Annotated in this window: 15 protein-coding genes; 8 read left to right on the forward strand and 7 right to left on the reverse strand. The window is 44.5% G+C overall.

Translation table 11 applies throughout. The annotated features are described in order from the left end of the window. The first annotated feature begins 154 nt into the window (after positions 1-154). Together ACYVNW_RS00950 and ACYVNW_RS00955 are read left to right on the forward strand one after the other, a co-directional pair. Positions 155-1,789 (forward strand): MFS transporter, encoded by a 1,635-nt coding sequence (locus ACYVNW_RS00950; RefSeq protein WP_460677957.1) that lies wholly within the window; start codon positions 155-157, stop codon positions 1,787-1,789. A 139-nt stretch (positions 1,790-1,928) separates the two neighbouring features. After that, complete coding sequence (locus ACYVNW_RS00955; RefSeq protein WP_460677958.1) at positions 1,929-2,402, forward strand: deoxycytidylate deaminase; 474 nt, start codon at positions 1,929-1,931, stop codon at positions 2,400-2,402. 106 nt (positions 2,403-2,508) lie between these two features. Here ACYVNW_RS00955 and cmk read toward each other — a convergent pair whose 3' ends face one another. After that, complete coding sequence (cmk, locus tag ACYVNW_RS00960; protein WP_460677959.1) at positions 2,509-3,186, reverse strand: (d)CMP kinase; 678 nt, start codon at positions 3,184-3,186, stop codon at positions 2,509-2,511. A 57-nt stretch (positions 3,187-3,243) separates the two neighbouring features. Between cmk and arfB the strand changes: the two genes are divergently transcribed. Next, positions 3,244-3,654 carry an alternative ribosome rescue aminoacyl-tRNA hydrolase ArfB gene (arfB, locus tag ACYVNW_RS00965; protein WP_460677960.1) on the forward strand — a complete coding sequence of 137 codons (411 nt, stop codon included), beginning with the start codon at positions 3,244-3,246 and terminating at the stop codon, positions 3,652-3,654. On the opposite strand, the gene ACYVNW_RS00970 is transcribed toward arfB, so the two are convergent. After that, complete coding sequence (locus ACYVNW_RS00970) at positions 3,651-4,607, reverse strand: lipid A deacylase LpxR family protein (protein WP_460677961.1); 957 nt, start codon at positions 4,605-4,607, stop codon at positions 3,651-3,653. The genes arfB and ACYVNW_RS00970 overlap by 4 nt on opposite strands. A gap of 69 nt (positions 4,608-4,676) precedes the next feature. Then, positions 4,677-7,154, reverse strand: a complete 2,478-nt coding sequence (lon, locus tag ACYVNW_RS00975) for an endopeptidase La (RefSeq protein ID WP_460677962.1) — start codon at positions 7,152-7,154, stop codon at positions 4,677-4,679. Positions 7,155-7,531: 377 nt separating this feature from the next. Here lon and ACYVNW_RS00980 point away from each other — a divergent pair, with 377 nt between their 5' ends. Next, positions 7,532-8,155 carry a tetratricopeptide repeat protein gene (locus ACYVNW_RS00980; RefSeq protein WP_460677963.1) on the forward strand — a complete coding sequence of 208 codons (624 nt, stop codon included), beginning with the start codon at positions 7,532-7,534 and terminating at the stop codon, positions 8,153-8,155. On the opposite strand, the gene ACYVNW_RS00985 is transcribed toward ACYVNW_RS00980, so the two are convergent. Both ACYVNW_RS00985 and gpmI read right to left on the reverse strand, forming a co-directional pair. Next, entirely contained in the window at positions 8,139-8,642 is a 504-nt protein-coding gene (locus ACYVNW_RS00985) for a hypothetical protein (protein WP_460677964.1), read from the reverse strand. The two genes, ACYVNW_RS00980 and ACYVNW_RS00985, sit on opposite strands and share 17 nt — an antisense overlap. 43 nt (positions 8,643-8,685) lie before the next feature. Next, positions 8,686-10,209: a 2,3-bisphosphoglycerate-independent phosphoglycerate mutase gene (gene gpmI, locus ACYVNW_RS00990; protein WP_460677965.1), complete on the reverse strand. Its 1,524-nt coding sequence runs from the start codon at positions 10,207-10,209 to the stop codon at positions 8,686-8,688. Between the two features lie 300 nt (positions 10,210-10,509). On the opposite strand from gpmI, the gene nadC reads away from it, so the two are divergent. Genes nadC through ACYVNW_RS01010 form a run of 4 tightly spaced genes read left to right on the forward strand, consistent with a single transcriptional unit; the run spans position 10,510 to position 13,646 of the window. Beyond that, a complete protein-coding gene (gene nadC / locus ACYVNW_RS00995) occupies positions 10,510-11,355 on the forward strand; it encodes a carboxylating nicotinate-nucleotide diphosphorylase (protein WP_460677966.1) in 846 nt (281 codons plus the stop codon). 50 nt (positions 11,356-11,405) lie between these two features. After that, complete coding sequence (gene plsY, locus ACYVNW_RS01000) at positions 11,406-12,053, forward strand: glycerol-3-phosphate 1-O-acyltransferase PlsY (RefSeq protein WP_460677967.1); 648 nt, start codon at positions 11,406-11,408, stop codon at positions 12,051-12,053. Between the two features lie 5 nt (positions 12,054-12,058). Next, positions 12,059-12,856 (forward strand): M48 family metallopeptidase, encoded by a 798-nt coding sequence (locus tag ACYVNW_RS01005; protein ID WP_460677968.1) that lies wholly within the window; start codon positions 12,059-12,061, stop codon positions 12,854-12,856. A gap of 46 nt (positions 12,857-12,902) precedes the next feature. After that, a complete protein-coding gene (locus tag ACYVNW_RS01010; RefSeq protein WP_460677969.1) occupies positions 12,903-13,646 on the forward strand; it encodes a YqjF family protein in 744 nt (247 codons plus the stop codon). On the opposite strand, the gene ACYVNW_RS01015 is transcribed toward ACYVNW_RS01010, so the two are convergent. Next, the gene (locus tag ACYVNW_RS01015; protein ID WP_460677970.1) at positions 13,603-14,877 is read right to left on the reverse strand and encodes an anthranilate synthase component I family protein; all 1,275 of its coding nucleotides are present in this window, start codon (positions 14,875-14,877) and stop codon (positions 13,603-13,605) included. The genes ACYVNW_RS01010 and ACYVNW_RS01015 overlap by 44 nt on opposite strands. 115 nt (positions 14,878-14,992) lie before the next feature. Beyond that, positions 14,993-16,270, reverse strand: a complete 1,278-nt coding sequence (locus ACYVNW_RS01020; protein WP_460677971.1) for an adenylosuccinate synthase — start codon at positions 16,268-16,270, stop codon at positions 14,993-14,995. Positions 16,271-16,301: the final 31 nt, after the last annotated feature.

Genomic DNA, 16,301 nt, shown 5'->3' on the forward strand with positions numbered 1-16,301 from the left:
TCCCTTAACTATTACGAATATGCAATTCGTTTGATACAGTTGTAAACAACGAAACCCGGAAACGGATGTAATTATTTGAAACACGATATAGCATAATTGTAAAAAATACCCTATGTTAGAGGCTTTAACTAACTATTAACAACCTTGTTTATTTATGGAACAAACCGGTACGGCCAATAATCGTTCGGCCTTATATTCCCTCATTACCGTTTGGTTTTTCTGGGGATTTTCGGCAGCATCAAATGGTGTATTTATCCCTTTTTGTAAAGCCCACTTTCACCTGTCACAATTTGAGTCGCAATTAATTGACTTTACATTTTATGGTGGTTACTTCATTGGCTCATTAATTTTATTTTTTGCATCCCAAGCCAGCCGGGTTGATATCCTGAATAAAATCGGTTACAAGAATGCCATTATCATTGGTTTGGTGATTTCAACAATTGGTTCTCTGTTAATGGTTCCTTCCATTAATTCGGGCGTGTTTGGCTTCATCTTAGCCTCATTCTTTATTATTGCTATCGGATTCTCTTTGCAACAAACTGCGGTTAATCCGTTCATTGTAGCTTTAGGCCCACCCGAAACAGGTTCAACACGGTTAAACCTGGCCGGTGGTGTAAATAACTTTGGTAGTATTTTAGGCCCGGTAGTGGTAAGCTTTTTGTTATTCGGTTCGGCTGCCAGCAGCGCTGATGCCAGTACGGCTTCCATCTCATCGGTGAACATGTTGTACTACATTCTGGCGGGCTTGTTCTTGGTGTTGGCTATCTTCTTCTGGGTAACCAAATTGCCTAAAGTAACCAGCGATGAGCAAATTGAGCCCAGCAGCAAAGCTAACCTGCCGCTGTTTATCATTTTTATAGCTTTCTGCTTTATTTTGGCTGCCACACCATTGAGTAATGCTACTGGTTTATCACCAGCTTACTTTGTGTACGGTGCTTTATTTTTGATTTTAGCTTCCTTAATTGCTTCGTCATCCACTGCCACTAAACAGAAAAAAGGATGGGGCGCTATGCAATACCCGCAATTGATTTTGGGTATGCTGGCGATTTTCACTTATGTAGGTGTTGAGGTAACTATTCAAAGTAATATGGGTGCCTTGCTTGAAACGCCGGCGTTTGGCGGTATCACTGCACGTAATATTGCACCTTATATTTCTTTGTACTGGGGTAGCTTGATGATTGGCCGCTGGACAGGTGCCATTGGCGTGTTTGACGTATCTAAAACCGGCCGTACGGTGTTAACCGTTGTGGTGCCATATATTGCTTTCGCTGTAGTATTGGCTGCTAACTATTTAAGCCATGCAGATTTAGGCCTACTTGCACCATACGCTATCTGCGTTGCATTTTTAGTGGTTGGTTTCCTGGCGGGAAAAGAAAAGCCTATCCGCACTTTAACCATATTTGGTTTATTGGGTGTATCGTTCATGATTGTAGGTTTACTGGCACATGGTATTGTAGCTACTTATGCTTTCATCAGCGGTGGTTTGTGCTGCTCAATTATGTGGCCTTCTATCTTCGCGCTTTCATTAGCCGGTTTAGGCAAATACACCAGCCAGGGCGCGTCTCTATTAATCATGATGATTTTGGGTGGTTCTATCATTCCTCCGGTACAGGGTATTTTGGCTGATGGCAGCAACAATATCATTCCGGGTATGAGCGGTATTCACTTCTCTTACATCATTCCGGTAATCGGCTTTGCTTACCTGGCTTTCTTTGCCTGGAAAGCGGGTTCTGAACTGCGTAAACAGGGTATTGATATTGACCATATTGAAGCCGGTGCAGGGCACTAATGCATTCATAAAATAATTACATCCTTGTTAAACGACCTGAAACATGCTTTGGCAGTTAAGTTTCAGGTCGTTTGATTTTTGACAGCAACGGTATTGCAGCATCTGTTTACCGTTAGTAGCAATCGAATATTGAAATGCCATGAAATTAAGCTTTGAAGAGATATTCATGAATCTGGCCACTGACCTGGCCAAACGTTCGCACTGCGTGAAGGCGCAGGTAGGGGCGGTGTTAACCAAAGATACCCGCATTATCTCTATTGGGTACAATGGCCCGCCCGCAGGCACCCACAACTGTGACGAAGAATGGCCGCTTACGGGCTGCGCACGTGATGCGAAGGGTAGTTGCTCGCTGGCATTACATGCTGAGGAGAATGCTATTCTGTATGCCGCTAAAAACGGCTCTAAACTGGAGGGGGCTACATTGTATGTAACCTTATCGCCCTGTTTGCCTTGTGCCCGGTTAATTTATTCAGCAGGCATTAAACATGTCATTTACAAAAGCTCTTACGCGGCTTATAAAGGTTTACCTACTGATGAAGGAGTGGAGTTTTTAAACCGCTTTGGTGTGGATGCACGCCCTTTTACTGCGCCCGATATTGAGGTAGCTATATAAAATCCTGTATAGCTAGCGATAGCGTGGCAACCACTTGCTATACAGAGGCGCAGACGCCTCCATGCGGTTGCCACGCTATCGCTCGCAATGACAAAAAAAGTAAAATTTACTTCTTTAAAAACGGCTGCAATTTATCCAGTGCAAACTGTAACTGCTGTGCAGGGGTTAAATTGGTATTATCCAATATGATGGCATCCTCAGCCCGGGTGAGCGGACTTTCGGCACGGGTGGTATCCGCATAATCGCGGTGAGCTAAATTCTCAAATACTTCCTCTAATGTAATTTCAGGATTTTTAGGCAGTAATTCTTTATGTCGGCGTTCGGCACGTACTTTCGGGTCGGCAGTCATGAATATCTTTAACTGCGCCTTTGGGAATACCATAGTGCCAATATCCCGACCATCCATCACAATGTTTTTCGACTGCCCCATACGCTGCTGTTGCTTTACCATCTCCTGGCGCACCAATTTAATAGCCGAAACAGCACTTACATTTTCAGATACCGGCATCAGGCGTATCTCATCCGATACTTCCTCATCATTTAAAGTAATGTGAGTTTCATAATCGCGCGAGTGAAAGTTGAGGTGTATATTTTTCAAAGCCTCAGCTACCTGCTGCGCGTCGCTTTGGTCTACCTGGTTACGTAGAAAATACAAAGTAACGGCCCTGTACATGGCGCCGCTATCAACATAAATAAAGTGAAGTTTTTTGGCTAAGGCTTTAGCCAAGGTGCTTTTTCCGCATGAAGAATAGCCATCTATGGCTACCACAATGTTATTGCTCATCGGGGCACTAAGGTACAAAAAAGGCATGCCTTTTTCAGATTAAAGCTACATTTGTGCATGCAAATAGATAAAGCAGCACTACAAAAAGAAATTACCTACAAAACTTCGCGCAGCGGAGGCAAAGGCGGCCAGAATGTGAATAAGGTAGCCAGCAAGGTAGAACTGCTTTTTTCAATAACGCAATCAACCTTGTTTGATGACAGAGATAAAGAGTGGCTACTGCAGCAATTAGCCACAAGGATTAACGCTGGCGGCAACCTGCAGGTAATTTGCGACGAAGAGCGGAGCCAGTACCTTAATAAACAAAAGGCATTAGACCGCTTGTATGTGCTGTTAACAAAAGCCCTGTACCGGCCTAAGGTACGAAAAGCTACCAAGCCCAGCAAAGCTGCCAAAGCCAGAAGGGTAGAGCAAAAGCGGGTTAACGCTGTAAAGAAGCAGCTGCGCAAAGCTAACTTCGACTTTTAACGAAAGCGGTATAATGCTGTTAAGCTGCCCCACTGGTGTTTTTTGCGCATACCCACCACATCTTTGCTGTGGTAAATAGCTGATGCATCCACCACTATTCTTGATCCGGCATAGGAAAGGCCTATCTGCTGACTAAATACAAAGCGTTCGGGCTCAAGCGTAATTTCATTTACGCCAACCGGATGATCGCGGTACAGGCTTCCCTGTACGGTGGCATCGTACCCAATCACATTAGCCATTGGTTTATAATAAGCAAATAATTCAAATTGGTGCAGCGGTTTGGCCTGTATGTTTGTAATAGCGGTACTTTGGGTACTTACTGAATTAAACAACTGGTTAAACAAACCCGCACGTAGTATGGGGCCTGCACCGGCACCTGTAAATCCATTACCCAAATTGGCATATCCTGTAGCGCTAACATCAAAACCCGTTGTACGGAGCAGTAACCGGGTATAGTTAGCCGATAAATTTAACTCTACATCGTTTTGTATCTGGTAGCGCCAGCCCTGGGGTTGATACAAGCCAAATATGTGGTGAATCAGCTTTTGCGTTTCTTTGCCAGCTGCAGCAGGGCCGGTAATGCCCAGCTGTGCGCCCAGTTTGAGGCTGCTTTCGTTTTTATAAAGTAAGTTTAAGGTAGAGCCTATGTAAGTGTAGCCGGCAAACGGTCGGTCGATATAAAAGGCAGCAGGTATAACGGCTCCCTGTGGATTGAACATTTTTTGCCCCAGCTCAAAACCCAATACCTTGTTTTGAAGCGAACTATTTGTATTGGCGATTGACAGGGCCTGGCGGTAATAAAAAAAGATGCCGTTGGTATAGTATTTATCTGAGCCTTTGGCTAAGTAAGAATCATTATCCGTTTGGAAACCGGCTTCGCGGCTGTGCGTTTGGGCTTTCAATTGGGCAGCGCACAATAGAAAAGCAATGAATAGGGTTAAAACGTATTTCATTTGATGGGAGTGCTAAAATAAATAAAGCCGGATGAAAGTTCCGGCTTTATTTGTCAGGCGTGCCTAATATTAGTTGAGTACAGGCTGAGGATCGGGCTTAATAGTTAAATCAAGCGGCTCATTTACCTGCTCATTCAATAATGCCAGGTTAATTACCTCGCGCATCTCTTTCACATAATGGAATTTTAAGTCCTTTATATAATGCTCTTTAATATCCAAAATATCTTTGCGGTTTGATTCGCAAAGAATGATCTCTTTGATGTTGGCACGTTTGGCCGCCAAAATTTTCTCCTTGATACCACCCACAGGCAGCACACGGCCACGTAAGGTAATTTCACCCGTCATGGCTACATGTGGTTTAATTTTGCGCTGTGTAAATGCTGAGGTTAAAGCTGTAAGCATTGTTACCCCGGCCGAAGGGCCATCTTTTGGGGTAGCACCTGCAGGTACGTGTACATGCACATCCCACTGTTCAAATAATTTAGGGTCAATATTAAAGTAACCTGAATGTGCCCGCAGATAAGCCAATGCGATAGTAGCTGATTCCTTCATCACATCGCCCAGGTTACCGGTGAGCGTAAGGCGCCCTTTACCGGGACTCAGGCTGGCTTCTATGAACAGGATGTCGCCGCCTACCTGTGTCCAGGCCAAGCCGGTTACTACCCCTGCTACATCATTGCCTTCATATAATTCTTTATCAAAAATAGGGGCACCCAAGATGGTTTCTACATCCTGCTTGCTTACCACCGGGCTGTATTCTTCTTCTAGGGCAATGCTTTTAGCTACGCCGCGTACAATAGAACCTATTTTTTTATCTAAAGAACGCACGCCCGATTCGCGGGTGTATTCTTCCACTACCTTTTCCAGCACATCATTTTTTAATGTTACTTCTTTGGTTTTTACACCATGGGCTTCGCGCTGTTTAGGCAATAAATGCTGTTTGGCAATTTCAATTTTTTCTTCAATGGTATAGCCATTTACCTCGATGATCTCCATACGGTCAAGCAGCGCCGGTTGTATAGTGCTGAGGCTATTAGCTGTAGCTATGAACATGACGTTCGATAAGTCAAAATCCATCTCTACATAATGATCGTAAAAAGTGCTGTTTTGTTCCGGATCCAGCACTTCCAGCAAGGCTGACGATGGGTCGCCCCTGAAATCATTACCTACCTTATCAATCTCATCCAGTATAAAAACGGGGTTGGCGGCGCCTGCCTTTTTCAACGATTGGATGATGCGGCCCGGCATAGCACCAATATAAGTTTTACGGTGGCCACGTATCTCGGCTTCATCGCGTATGCCACCCAAAGCCATACGTACATAGCGGCGACCTAATGCTTTGGCAATAGATTTACCCAACGAGGTTTTACCTACGCCCGGAGGGCCAACCAAGCAAAGTATTGGGGCTTTCATGTTGTGCTTCAGCTTCAGCACTGCCAGGTATTCAATGATGCGGTTCTTTACCTTCTCTAAGCCGAAGTGGTCTTTGTCCAGTATTTTCTGCGCACGTTTCAAATCGAAATTATCTTTGGTGAACTCGTTCCATGGTAAATCCAGCAGTAGCTCCAGATAATTAATCTGTATAGAATAATCGGCTGCGGCGGGGTTGATGCGCTGTAATTTTTCTAATTCTTTGTTGAAGTGATCGCTTACCTCTTTGGCCCATTTCTTTTTAACCGCACGGTTGCGCAGGTTTTCAATTTCCAGATCAGGCGTGTTGCCGCCCAGCTCTTCCTGAATGGTTTTTAGCTGCTGATTCAAAAAGTAATCGCGCTGCTGCTTGTCCAGGTCGGTGCGTACCTTGGTTTGGATCTGGTTTTTCAGCTCCAGCATTTGGAGGTCGGTGGTCAGGTGCTCCAATATCATTTTGGCACGCTCGCGCAGGTTGGCCGTTTCCAACAGGCGCTGTTTGGCTACCATATCCGCATTCATGTTAGAGGATATGAAGTTGATCAGAAACGAGGTGCTTTCAATATTACGGATGGCAATGCCAGCCTCACTCGGAATATTAGGCGAAAGCTGTATAATACTCATGGCCATATCCTTAATAGAGGATACCATGGCCTTAAATTCTTTGTCTTCTTTTTTAGAGCCGGTTTCTGCAAAAGGTTCAACAGTGGCTTTAATGTAGGGTTCGCTTTGTATTTCTTCTTTCAATACAAAACGCTTTTTGCCTTGTAAAATTACAGTAGTATTCCCATCAGGCATCTGCAGCATTTTCACAATTAAAGCGGTAGTGCCAATGGTATGTAACTGGTCAAAATTAGGATCTTCAATACTGACATCCTGCTGGGCTACCACGCCTACCAGGCGCTCGCCTTTATTGGCATCACGAATCAGTTTGATAGATTTATCGCGCCCTACGGTAATCGGAATTACCACGCCCGGAAACAGTACTGTATTGCGCAATGGCAAAATAGGCAGTACATTGGGCACCTGCTGGTTGTTCATTTCCTCTTCATCTTCGGTAGACATCAAAGGAAAAAACTCCGAATCTTCGTTTATAATGGGTAAAGCACTGTTAAAATCAAAAGGGTTAAAACTCATCGGCTGGCCTCTCTGTCAAAAAAATAAATGTCAACGTGTCAGTACTATATTGTACTGGGACGCAAAAATAAGGTAAAAAACTATTTTATTTTTTACAAGTTATACTATTCAATACACATGCCAAGCACCGCAGAGCAACCGCATTGGCATACAATAACTGTAAGACTGCATAGCTAATGAATAGTTTATGCACAAAATGTAAGTATGGAGTGAATTTTACTCGCTTTATCGGGTGATAAAACGGCAGTAGCCTACAGCAGAACGCAAACTATACTGTTGCACAGATGGAAAGTTTTCCACATTTTGCAAATCGGTTATACTAAATGGTTTTGTTGTAAGTTATTGTAAAATAAAATTTGTTGCCAAAGCAAGCTCCAATGCGGTTATCAGTAATTTTATCATTTTTAGTTATCACTTCCTCTATTGAGGCTGCTGCTCAAAATGCCTATGTAAAGCTGGGGCAACAAGCCCTGATGAACGGTGATTTTAAAACGGCGGTTCACCAGTTGGAGAAGGCTTGCTATATTGATTCGAGCAACGCCAATGCATTTTTAATGCTGGGCTATTCCTACTACCACAGCGAAAACTACCAGAAATCGGTTACTGCTTATTCTAAAGTAATTTCTATGAAGCCGGCTGATGCCGATGCATATTACTGGCGCTCAAGGGCAAAAAGCTATTTGGCTAAGGATATACAGCAAAAAGATGAAATAAGGGAGAAAAATATGCTGGGTGCCATAAATGATCTTTCTAAAGCTTTATTGTTATCTCCTTCAGAAACGCGGTTTTACCAGATACGCGGCCTGGCTTACCGCGATTACGGCAATTTTAAACTACAGGATGGTAATAAATTGTATGATAAAAACAGGGGTATACTGGCACTGAAAGCCGCCATCAGCGATTTTCAGAAAGTGCTGGACAATAGCCCGGGCCGTGATGATATTTCTTCGCTAATCTCGGTGTCAAAAGAAAAGCTGGCCTCTACTACCGGCCGCCATTAATCAGCCCTTTTACGCTATACCGGTTGGTTCCTACAAGCCTGATAATTTGTTTTTTATCAATCTGATATAAAGAGTCGGGGAAATAACTGAGCTTCTCTGCCGAGGTATACAGCAGGTTTTTAGTGTAGTTATTAATCAATATCCATTTTACCTTTTTGGTAATAGTATCTGTATGGATTACAATGCGGCGTGTAATCAGTTTCGGATCTTTGGCCGTGTATCTCACCAAACCCGGCGAGGTTTCTACCTGGTAGCTTTCGCGCCAGGCCGGTTTATTGATATCCGATTGAGTAAACAAGCTTAATTCTTCGCCCCAGTTGCCAATATGCACTTGTTGTTTTTGTGCTTCATCATTGTGCTTCACCAGTTTGTTTACTAGCGGATGCATTTGAGTTAAGCGAGCCGAATCGGCTTTAAAATACCCTTTCAGGTCGAAAAAGGCCATTTGGCCACCGGTTTCTTTAATATCAGGTTTGCAAGCTTGCAAACCTGATATTAAAGCTGCGGATATAGATAAAAAAGCAATACGTTTACACCAATACATTACCTGTCATTTCCTCAGGGATGGCAACGCCCATCATTTTTAAAACTGTAGGTGCAATATCGCCCAGTTTGCCGTCTTGTACAGTAGTTACATCTTTATCAATGATAATACAGGGCACCAGGTTAGTGGTATGTGCGGTATTCGGCGAGCCGTCTTCGTTGATCATGAAATCGGCATTGCCGTGGTCGGCAATAATAATGAAGGAGTAGCCGTTAGCCAAACCGGTTTCTACTACGGCTTCTACGCAGGCATCAACCGTTTCGGCTGCTTTTACAACCGCTTCAAATACGCCGGTATGGCCTACCATATCGGTATTGGCAAAGTTGAGGCAAATAAAATCCGGCCAGCCGCATTGCAGCTCAGGTAAAATGGCATCGCGTATACCCAAAGCACTCATTTCGGGCTGTAAATCATAAGTAGCCACTTTTGGTGAGGGAACCAGTAAACGCTTCTCGTTTGCAAATTCCTTTTCGCGGCCGCCCGAAAAGAAGAAGGTAACGTGTGGATATTTCTCAGTTTCGGCAATGCGGATTTGATTTTTGCCTGCTGCTTCCAATACTTCGCCCAAAGTTTTGGTCAAATCATCTTTAGTAAAAATTACTTTAACGCCTTTAAAGGTATCGTCATAAGTGGTCATGGTCACGTAATGTAACTGCAGTGGGTGCATGTTCTGCTCAGGAAATGACTTTTGCGTTAAGGCAATGGTAATTTCGCGGCCACGGTCGGTACGGAAATTAAAGCTGATAACTACATCACCGTCTTTAATTACAGCAATGGGTTGCTCATCATTGTGAGTTAGCACAATTGGTTTCACAAACTCGTCGGTTACACCTTCATCGTATGATTCCTGAATGGCTTGCACGGGATTGGTCGCAAATTTACCAGTGCCGTTTACCAGCAGATCATAAGCTAATTTTACGCGTTCCCAGCGGTTATCGCGGTCCATGGCATAATAACGGCCAATCATAGAGGCTAACTGGATAGGCTTGCCGGACAGATACGTTTCTAAATTGCTGATATAACCTTTACCGGAATTTGGATCGGTATCGCGGCCATCCAAAAATGCATGGATGTAAACTTTATCCAGTTCGTAAGCCATAGCTGCATCGCACAAGCCTCTTAGATGCTTGGTATGTGCATGCACGCCACCATCAGATACTAAACCGATGAAGTGGACAGCTTTATTATTTTGTTTGGCATATTCAAACGCTTCTTTTATTACCTGATTAGTGGGTAACTCCTGGTCATCCACTGCTTTGTGAATGCGGCCCAGTTCCTGGTATACTACCCGGCCGGCGCCTAAATTCATGTGGCCTACTTCAGAGTTGCCCATTTGCCCTTCGGGTAAACCTACGGCTATACCTGAGGCGGTAAGCTTCGAGTTAGGGTATTTCGCCAACAGCGAATCAAAATAAGGGGTGTTAGCCGCATAAATAGCGTTGGACTGGTCATGACGACCGTAGCCCCAGCCGTCTAAAATGAGTAATGCTACTTTTTTATGTTGTTCCACAGTGCAAATATATAAAGGCAGTATTGATATGGGTTGAATAATTGAATAAAAAGCTTTGGGCAAAATTGTTTTTGGGATGTTCGTAGTTAATAGAACACCACGTTATTGCGTGGAACGAAGCAATCTCTGTGTACAGAGCCATTGTCCAAGACCTGCCAGTCGAGGATGGCTTCAGTCCTCGCAATGAAGTTTTGGTGAAGATTACGTTTTGCTTTGTGTAATTGTCACATTAACTTTATTATTCAAAAACTAAATAAACGGCAATTGTTTTTACTTTTGAGCCTTTGAAATCATACTATCTTGGATAAACAACTTGTACATACTTTTATTCAGCATGCCTTAGCCGAAGATGTAGGCGATGGCGACCACACCTCATTGTCTACCATTCCGGCAGGTACTACGGGCAAAGCCCGGTTACTGGTGAAGGATGATGGCATACTGGCCGGGGTGGAGCTGGCTGTTGAAATTTTCAGGGAAATTGATGCTCACTTGCAGGTGAATGTTTTTCTGCAGGATGGTGCTGCCATAAAGCATGGCGACGTTGCACTGGAGGTAGAAGGTAGTGTGCACAGCATATTAAAAGCCGAACGGCTGGTGCTTAACTGCATGCAGCGCATGAGTGGCATTGCTACTAAAACTCACCAAATTATGCATTTGCTGCAGGGCACGCATACCAAAGTGCTGGATACCCGCAAAACCACACCCAACTTCCGTTATTTTGAAAAGTGGGCCGTGCAGATAGGCGGCGGTGCCAATCACCGTTTTGCCTTGTACGATATGATACTGATTAAAGATAATCATGTGGATTATTCGGGGGGTATTTATAATGCCATTACCAATGCACAACAATATTTAAAAGATGCCGGCCGCCACCTGCAAATTGAAATTGAAGTGCGTAACCTGAACGAGTTACAGCAGGCACTGGATGCAGGCGGTATAGACCGTATCATGTTTGACAACTTCAACCTGGAAGATTTGCGCAAGGCGGTAGCGATGGTAAAAGGGCAATATGCTACCGAGGCATCGGGAGGCATTACTGTTGACACCATACGCGGTTATGCCGAGTGCGGGGTGGATTATATCTCGGTAGGAGCGCTTACCCACTCGGTAAAAAGCCTCGATTTAAGTTTAAAAGCAGTTAAATAAGCGTCGGGCATGGAGAGTATACCTGCCTTTTAATTAATATTGTAGTAAAAATGTTATCTGTATACGCCATTGGCGCACTTATACTGGCTTATTTATTCGGCTCTATCCCCACAGCGGTGTGGATAGGGCAGGCTTTTTATGGCATTGATGTGCGCGAATATGGCAGCGGCAATGCAGGCGCTACCAATACCTTCAGGGTACTTGGCAAAAAGGCCGGCATCCCGGTAATGCTGATTGATATCCTGAAAGGATGGACAGCTACCAATCTGGCTTATTTTATTGGTGCATCTGTCACCGGCGCACCGCAATCCATCGCGTTCACCAATTACGAACTGGCTTTAGGTATTACGGCGGTAATGGGCCACCTTTTTCCTGTATTTGCCGGGTTTAGAGGCGGTAAGGGCGTAGCTACACTATTTGGTATGGTACTGGCGGTTGATCTGCATTCGGCTTTACTATGTGTGGCTGTGTTTATTGTGGTGCTGTTAATTACCCGCTACGTATCGCTGGGTTCTATATTAGGTGGCTTTGCTTATCTGATTGGTGTTACCTTTATTTTTCCGGTATACATCAAGTCTGTGGTCATCTACGGTATGTGTATTTGTGTGCTAATTATGGTTACGCACCAAAAAAATATTGAGCGTTTGTTAAAGGGGAAAGAATCTAAAGTAAACCTTTTTAAGCGAAAAGCTGTTTAGGGATTATGAAACCTTTAAAACCATTAGTTGCAGTAGCTCTTGCTTTTACTGTATATTCCTGTTCCACCGTGCCGCTTACCGGCCGCAAGCAGTTTAACGTAGTTAGCGATGCGACGATCAACCAGTCGGCTGCGCAAAGTTACACCCAGTTATTATCCGATCCGAAAACAAAGGTGATTAACGGTACTGCCGATGCCCAGCGCGTGAAACGTGTGGGTAGCCAGTTAGCCAGCGCCATAGACCGTTATCTACAAGCTAATGGTTACAGCACTGCTTCTTATCAATGGCAGTTTAATTTAATTCAAAGCTCCGAAGTGAATGCCTGGTGTATGCCCGGAGGAAAAGTAGCAGTATATAGTGGGATTATGCCAATTGCTGAAAATGATGCAGGCTTGGCTACTGTAATGGGCCACGAAATAGGTCACGCTATTGCTCACCATTCTGCCGAGCGCATTTCACAACAATATGTAGCCCAAGGTTTGGGTACCGCCATTGGCGTTGCTGCCAATACTTCAAATTCACCTACTGTGGGCATTATTAATTCGCTATATGGTGTGGGTGGAAACTTGGTATTGTTAAAATATTCAAGAAACCAAGAATCGGAAGCCGACCGCCTCGGGTTAACTTTTATGGCCATGGCTGGTTATGACCCGCATGCAGCCGTTGCGTTCTGGCAGCGTATGGCCTCACGCTCTGGCGGCAGTTCAACACCTGAATTTTTAAGCACGCACCCAGCTGATGCCACACGCATAGCTGCCCTGCAAAACCTCATACCTGAGGCCATGAAATATTACCGCAAGTAGACAAACAAATTCTGCCCCGGCAGGATTTTTAGTTTACGTTTACAGCATGGCAAACCGCAAATTTTTAGAAGCCGAATGGAATAACCTGTTAATGCTCAATTACGAGGTTGACCCAAAGGTATTGCAGCCTTATCTGCCTGCTTACACCGAGTTGGATTTATGGCAGGGCAAAGCCTTGGTGAGCATGGTAGGCTTCATGTTCAACAATACACGGGTGCTGGGTATCAAATGGCCCTTTCATGTCAACTTTGAAGAAGTGAACTTGCGGTTTTATGTGCGCTATTTTGATGGCAAAGAATGGAAGCGGGGCGCTGTGTTCATTAGTGAGATTGTACCCAAGCCGGTTATTGCCGTTATTGCGAATAACCTGTATAATGAGCATTATCGTGCCTTACCTATGCGGCACAGTGTACAAACATCAGCCCAAAAAAGCGCTACTGATTATCTTTACGAATGGAAATTGAATGGCCAATGGAACAAATTAGGCGCTACTGTTTCCAATCATTCTGCTCCTATGGCGCCCGGTAGCCCCGAAGAGTTTATTTTTGAGCATTACTGGGGCTATAACCGTATTAATGACGCTAAGACGGTTGAATATGCTGTAGAGCATGTTTCGTGGCGAATAAACGAGGTGAGTAACCCGGTGTTCGAGGCTGACATTGCTGCTCTTTATGGACCTGAATTTTTGCCTTATTTAAGTGTACCGCCTTATTCCGCTTTCTTCGCTCAGGGTTCTGAGGTAGCGGTTAGGATAAAGGGGAATTTGAAGCGCCCAGCACTTGCAGTATAGCTTTGGCTTTTAGTAAACATTCCTGGTACTCTTGTTCTGCATTGGCATCAAAAGTAATGGCGCTGCCGGTTTGAAAGGAAAGGTATCGGTTGGCGGCGTTATATAGTACGGTTCTGATCACCACATTAAAATCAAAATCGCCTTTGTGGTCAAAGTAGCCCACTGTGCCTGAGTAAATGCCCCGTTTACTGACCTCGTAATGTTCCATCAGTTGCATAGCGCTTACTTTAGGTGCCCCCGTCATGCTGCCCATAGGGAAGGTACTTTTAATAGCCTCAACCACATCTGCAGCCGGATTGATTTCGGCAATTACAGTTGAAATCATCTGGTGCACCTGTGCGAAACTGTAAATGCCAAACAGTTCTTTTACCTGTACACTACCGGGTACAGCGCAACGGGTTAAATCATTACGCACCAGGTCTACAATCATTACGTTTTCCTGTTGCTCTTTGGGGTGCTGGCGCAACTGGTTTTTAACGTATTCGTCATTGGTTACGCTTCTGGGTGCCGTACCTTTGATGGGTTGAGAAATGAGCCTTTGGCCGCGTTTAGCTAAATAGCGCTCGGGCGAAGCGCCTAAAATATAGTGCTGATGGTACTTAAAAAAACAGGCGAAGGGATTGGGCGAAACTCCATTCAGCTGCTGCCATACCTGCAGCGGTTGAATGTGTGCCTGTTCGGCATAAAACTCCTGGCAAAAATTGGTCACATAAATATCGCCACGACTGATATGCTCTTTAATCTGGTTGATTTTGTCGATGTATTCTTGCCATAATAAGCGGGATTTGATATGAACAGCGGCTGTGTTAGCTGTATCTGAAACCGACTGTTGTTGTATAGCCTCCAACACTTCGTGCTGGATAGCCGATTGTATTTCAATTTCCCCGCCCCGGATGATGATCAAATGCTCCGGCACAAAGAAATAAAGATCAGGAAACTGGAGTTGATCCGGATTGTCAGAAGTTAAGGCTTCCAACTCATTTTTCAAATCGTAGCCCACAAAGCCAGTCATCCAGCCTTTATGCTGTGCTCTGAAGTGTTGCAGCTGTGCAAATGCATTGCCCGCAACCGCATTTACTTCGGCCTTGACTCCAATTGCAATCAGGGTATCGAACTGATGATAGGCATCCTTAAACCCGTTCGATTCCAGACAACAACATACTTCAAACGAGGTGGCCCATTGCAGGGCTCGCTGTTTGAAGATAGTAATGTTGTCGGATTGAAAAGCCATAGGATTTACGCTAAAACGTCATTGCGAGGTACGAAGCCATCTTTCTACGCCCAATTCAGGCAAATTGTAGAGAGATTGCTTCGTACCTCGCAATGACGTTATGTAAATATATGTATTAGTTTAAAATCAGCGTCTGTACCCTGTCTGGCCCAACTGATAAATATTTTACCGGCACACCTAATTCGGCTTCCAAAAACTGAATGTAAGATTCCAGTTTAGCCGGAATTTGGTTCAACTCGGTAATACCAGTAATATCTTCGTGCCAGCCCTCAATCTCCTTTAACACCGGGGTGGGCTCAATAGAAATAATATCATATGGCATATAATCAATCACCTCACCATTGTAGTTGTAATGGGTACAAGCGTAAATTTTTTCGAAGCCGCTCAGTACATCAGCTTTAGTCATTACCAATTGAGTAACGCCGTTTAGCATAATGGCATATTTCAAGGCGGGCAAATCAATCCAGCCGGTACGGCGCGGACGGCCCGTGGTAGCGCCAAATTCATGGCCCAGTTGGCGTAGTTCTTCGCCCAAGTCATTGTCTAACTCAGTAGGGAAGGGGCCGCCGCCTACGCGGGTGCAATAGGCTTTGAAAATACCGATCACATCGCCAATCTCGCGCGGTGCAATACCCAAACCGGTACAGGCACCGGCAGTAGTGGTGTTAGATGAAGTAACGAAAGGATACGAACCGAAATCCACATCCAGCATAGCGCCCTGTGCACCTTCGGCCAGTACTTTTTTACCTTCTTTCAAATAATTGTTTACCAAGTGCTCGGAGTCAACCAGCGGGAACTGCTTAATCAGGTCGATGGCTTCAAAAAATGCCTGTTCGCGTTCGCTGAAATCGGCTACCTCGCCGTACAACGATTGTAGCATGGATTTATGCTTATCGACCAGCTTCTGGTAGCGTTCTTTAAAGTCTGGCAGGGTAATATCGCCTATACGTAAACCGTTGCGGCCGGTTTTGTCCATATAGGTAGGACCAATGCCTTTAAGCGTAGAACCAATTTTTCCTTCGCCCATCTTTTTTTCTGATGCTGCATCCAGTAACTGGTGAGTAGGTAAAATGAGGTGTGCTTTTTTGGCAATCATCAAGTTGCCTTTAGCCAGCAAATCGTGGCCGGCATCTTTCAGTTTATCCAGTTCCTTTTTCAGGGTAATGGGATCGATCACTACACCATTACCAATCAGGTTCATGGTGTTTGCAAAAAATATACCTGAAGGGATGGTATTCAGTACAAACTTTTTACCGTCAAACTCAAGGGTATGTCCGGCATTGGGGCCACCCTGAAAGCGGGCAATCAGGTCATAATCGGCGCTAAGCACGTCAACAATCTTGCCTTTGCCTTCATCGCCCCACTGGAGGCCTAATAAAACATCAACAGCCATTTATGTTATGTTGTAATGTGAGTGAAAAATT

The organism is Mucilaginibacter koreensis, assembly GCF_054783355.1.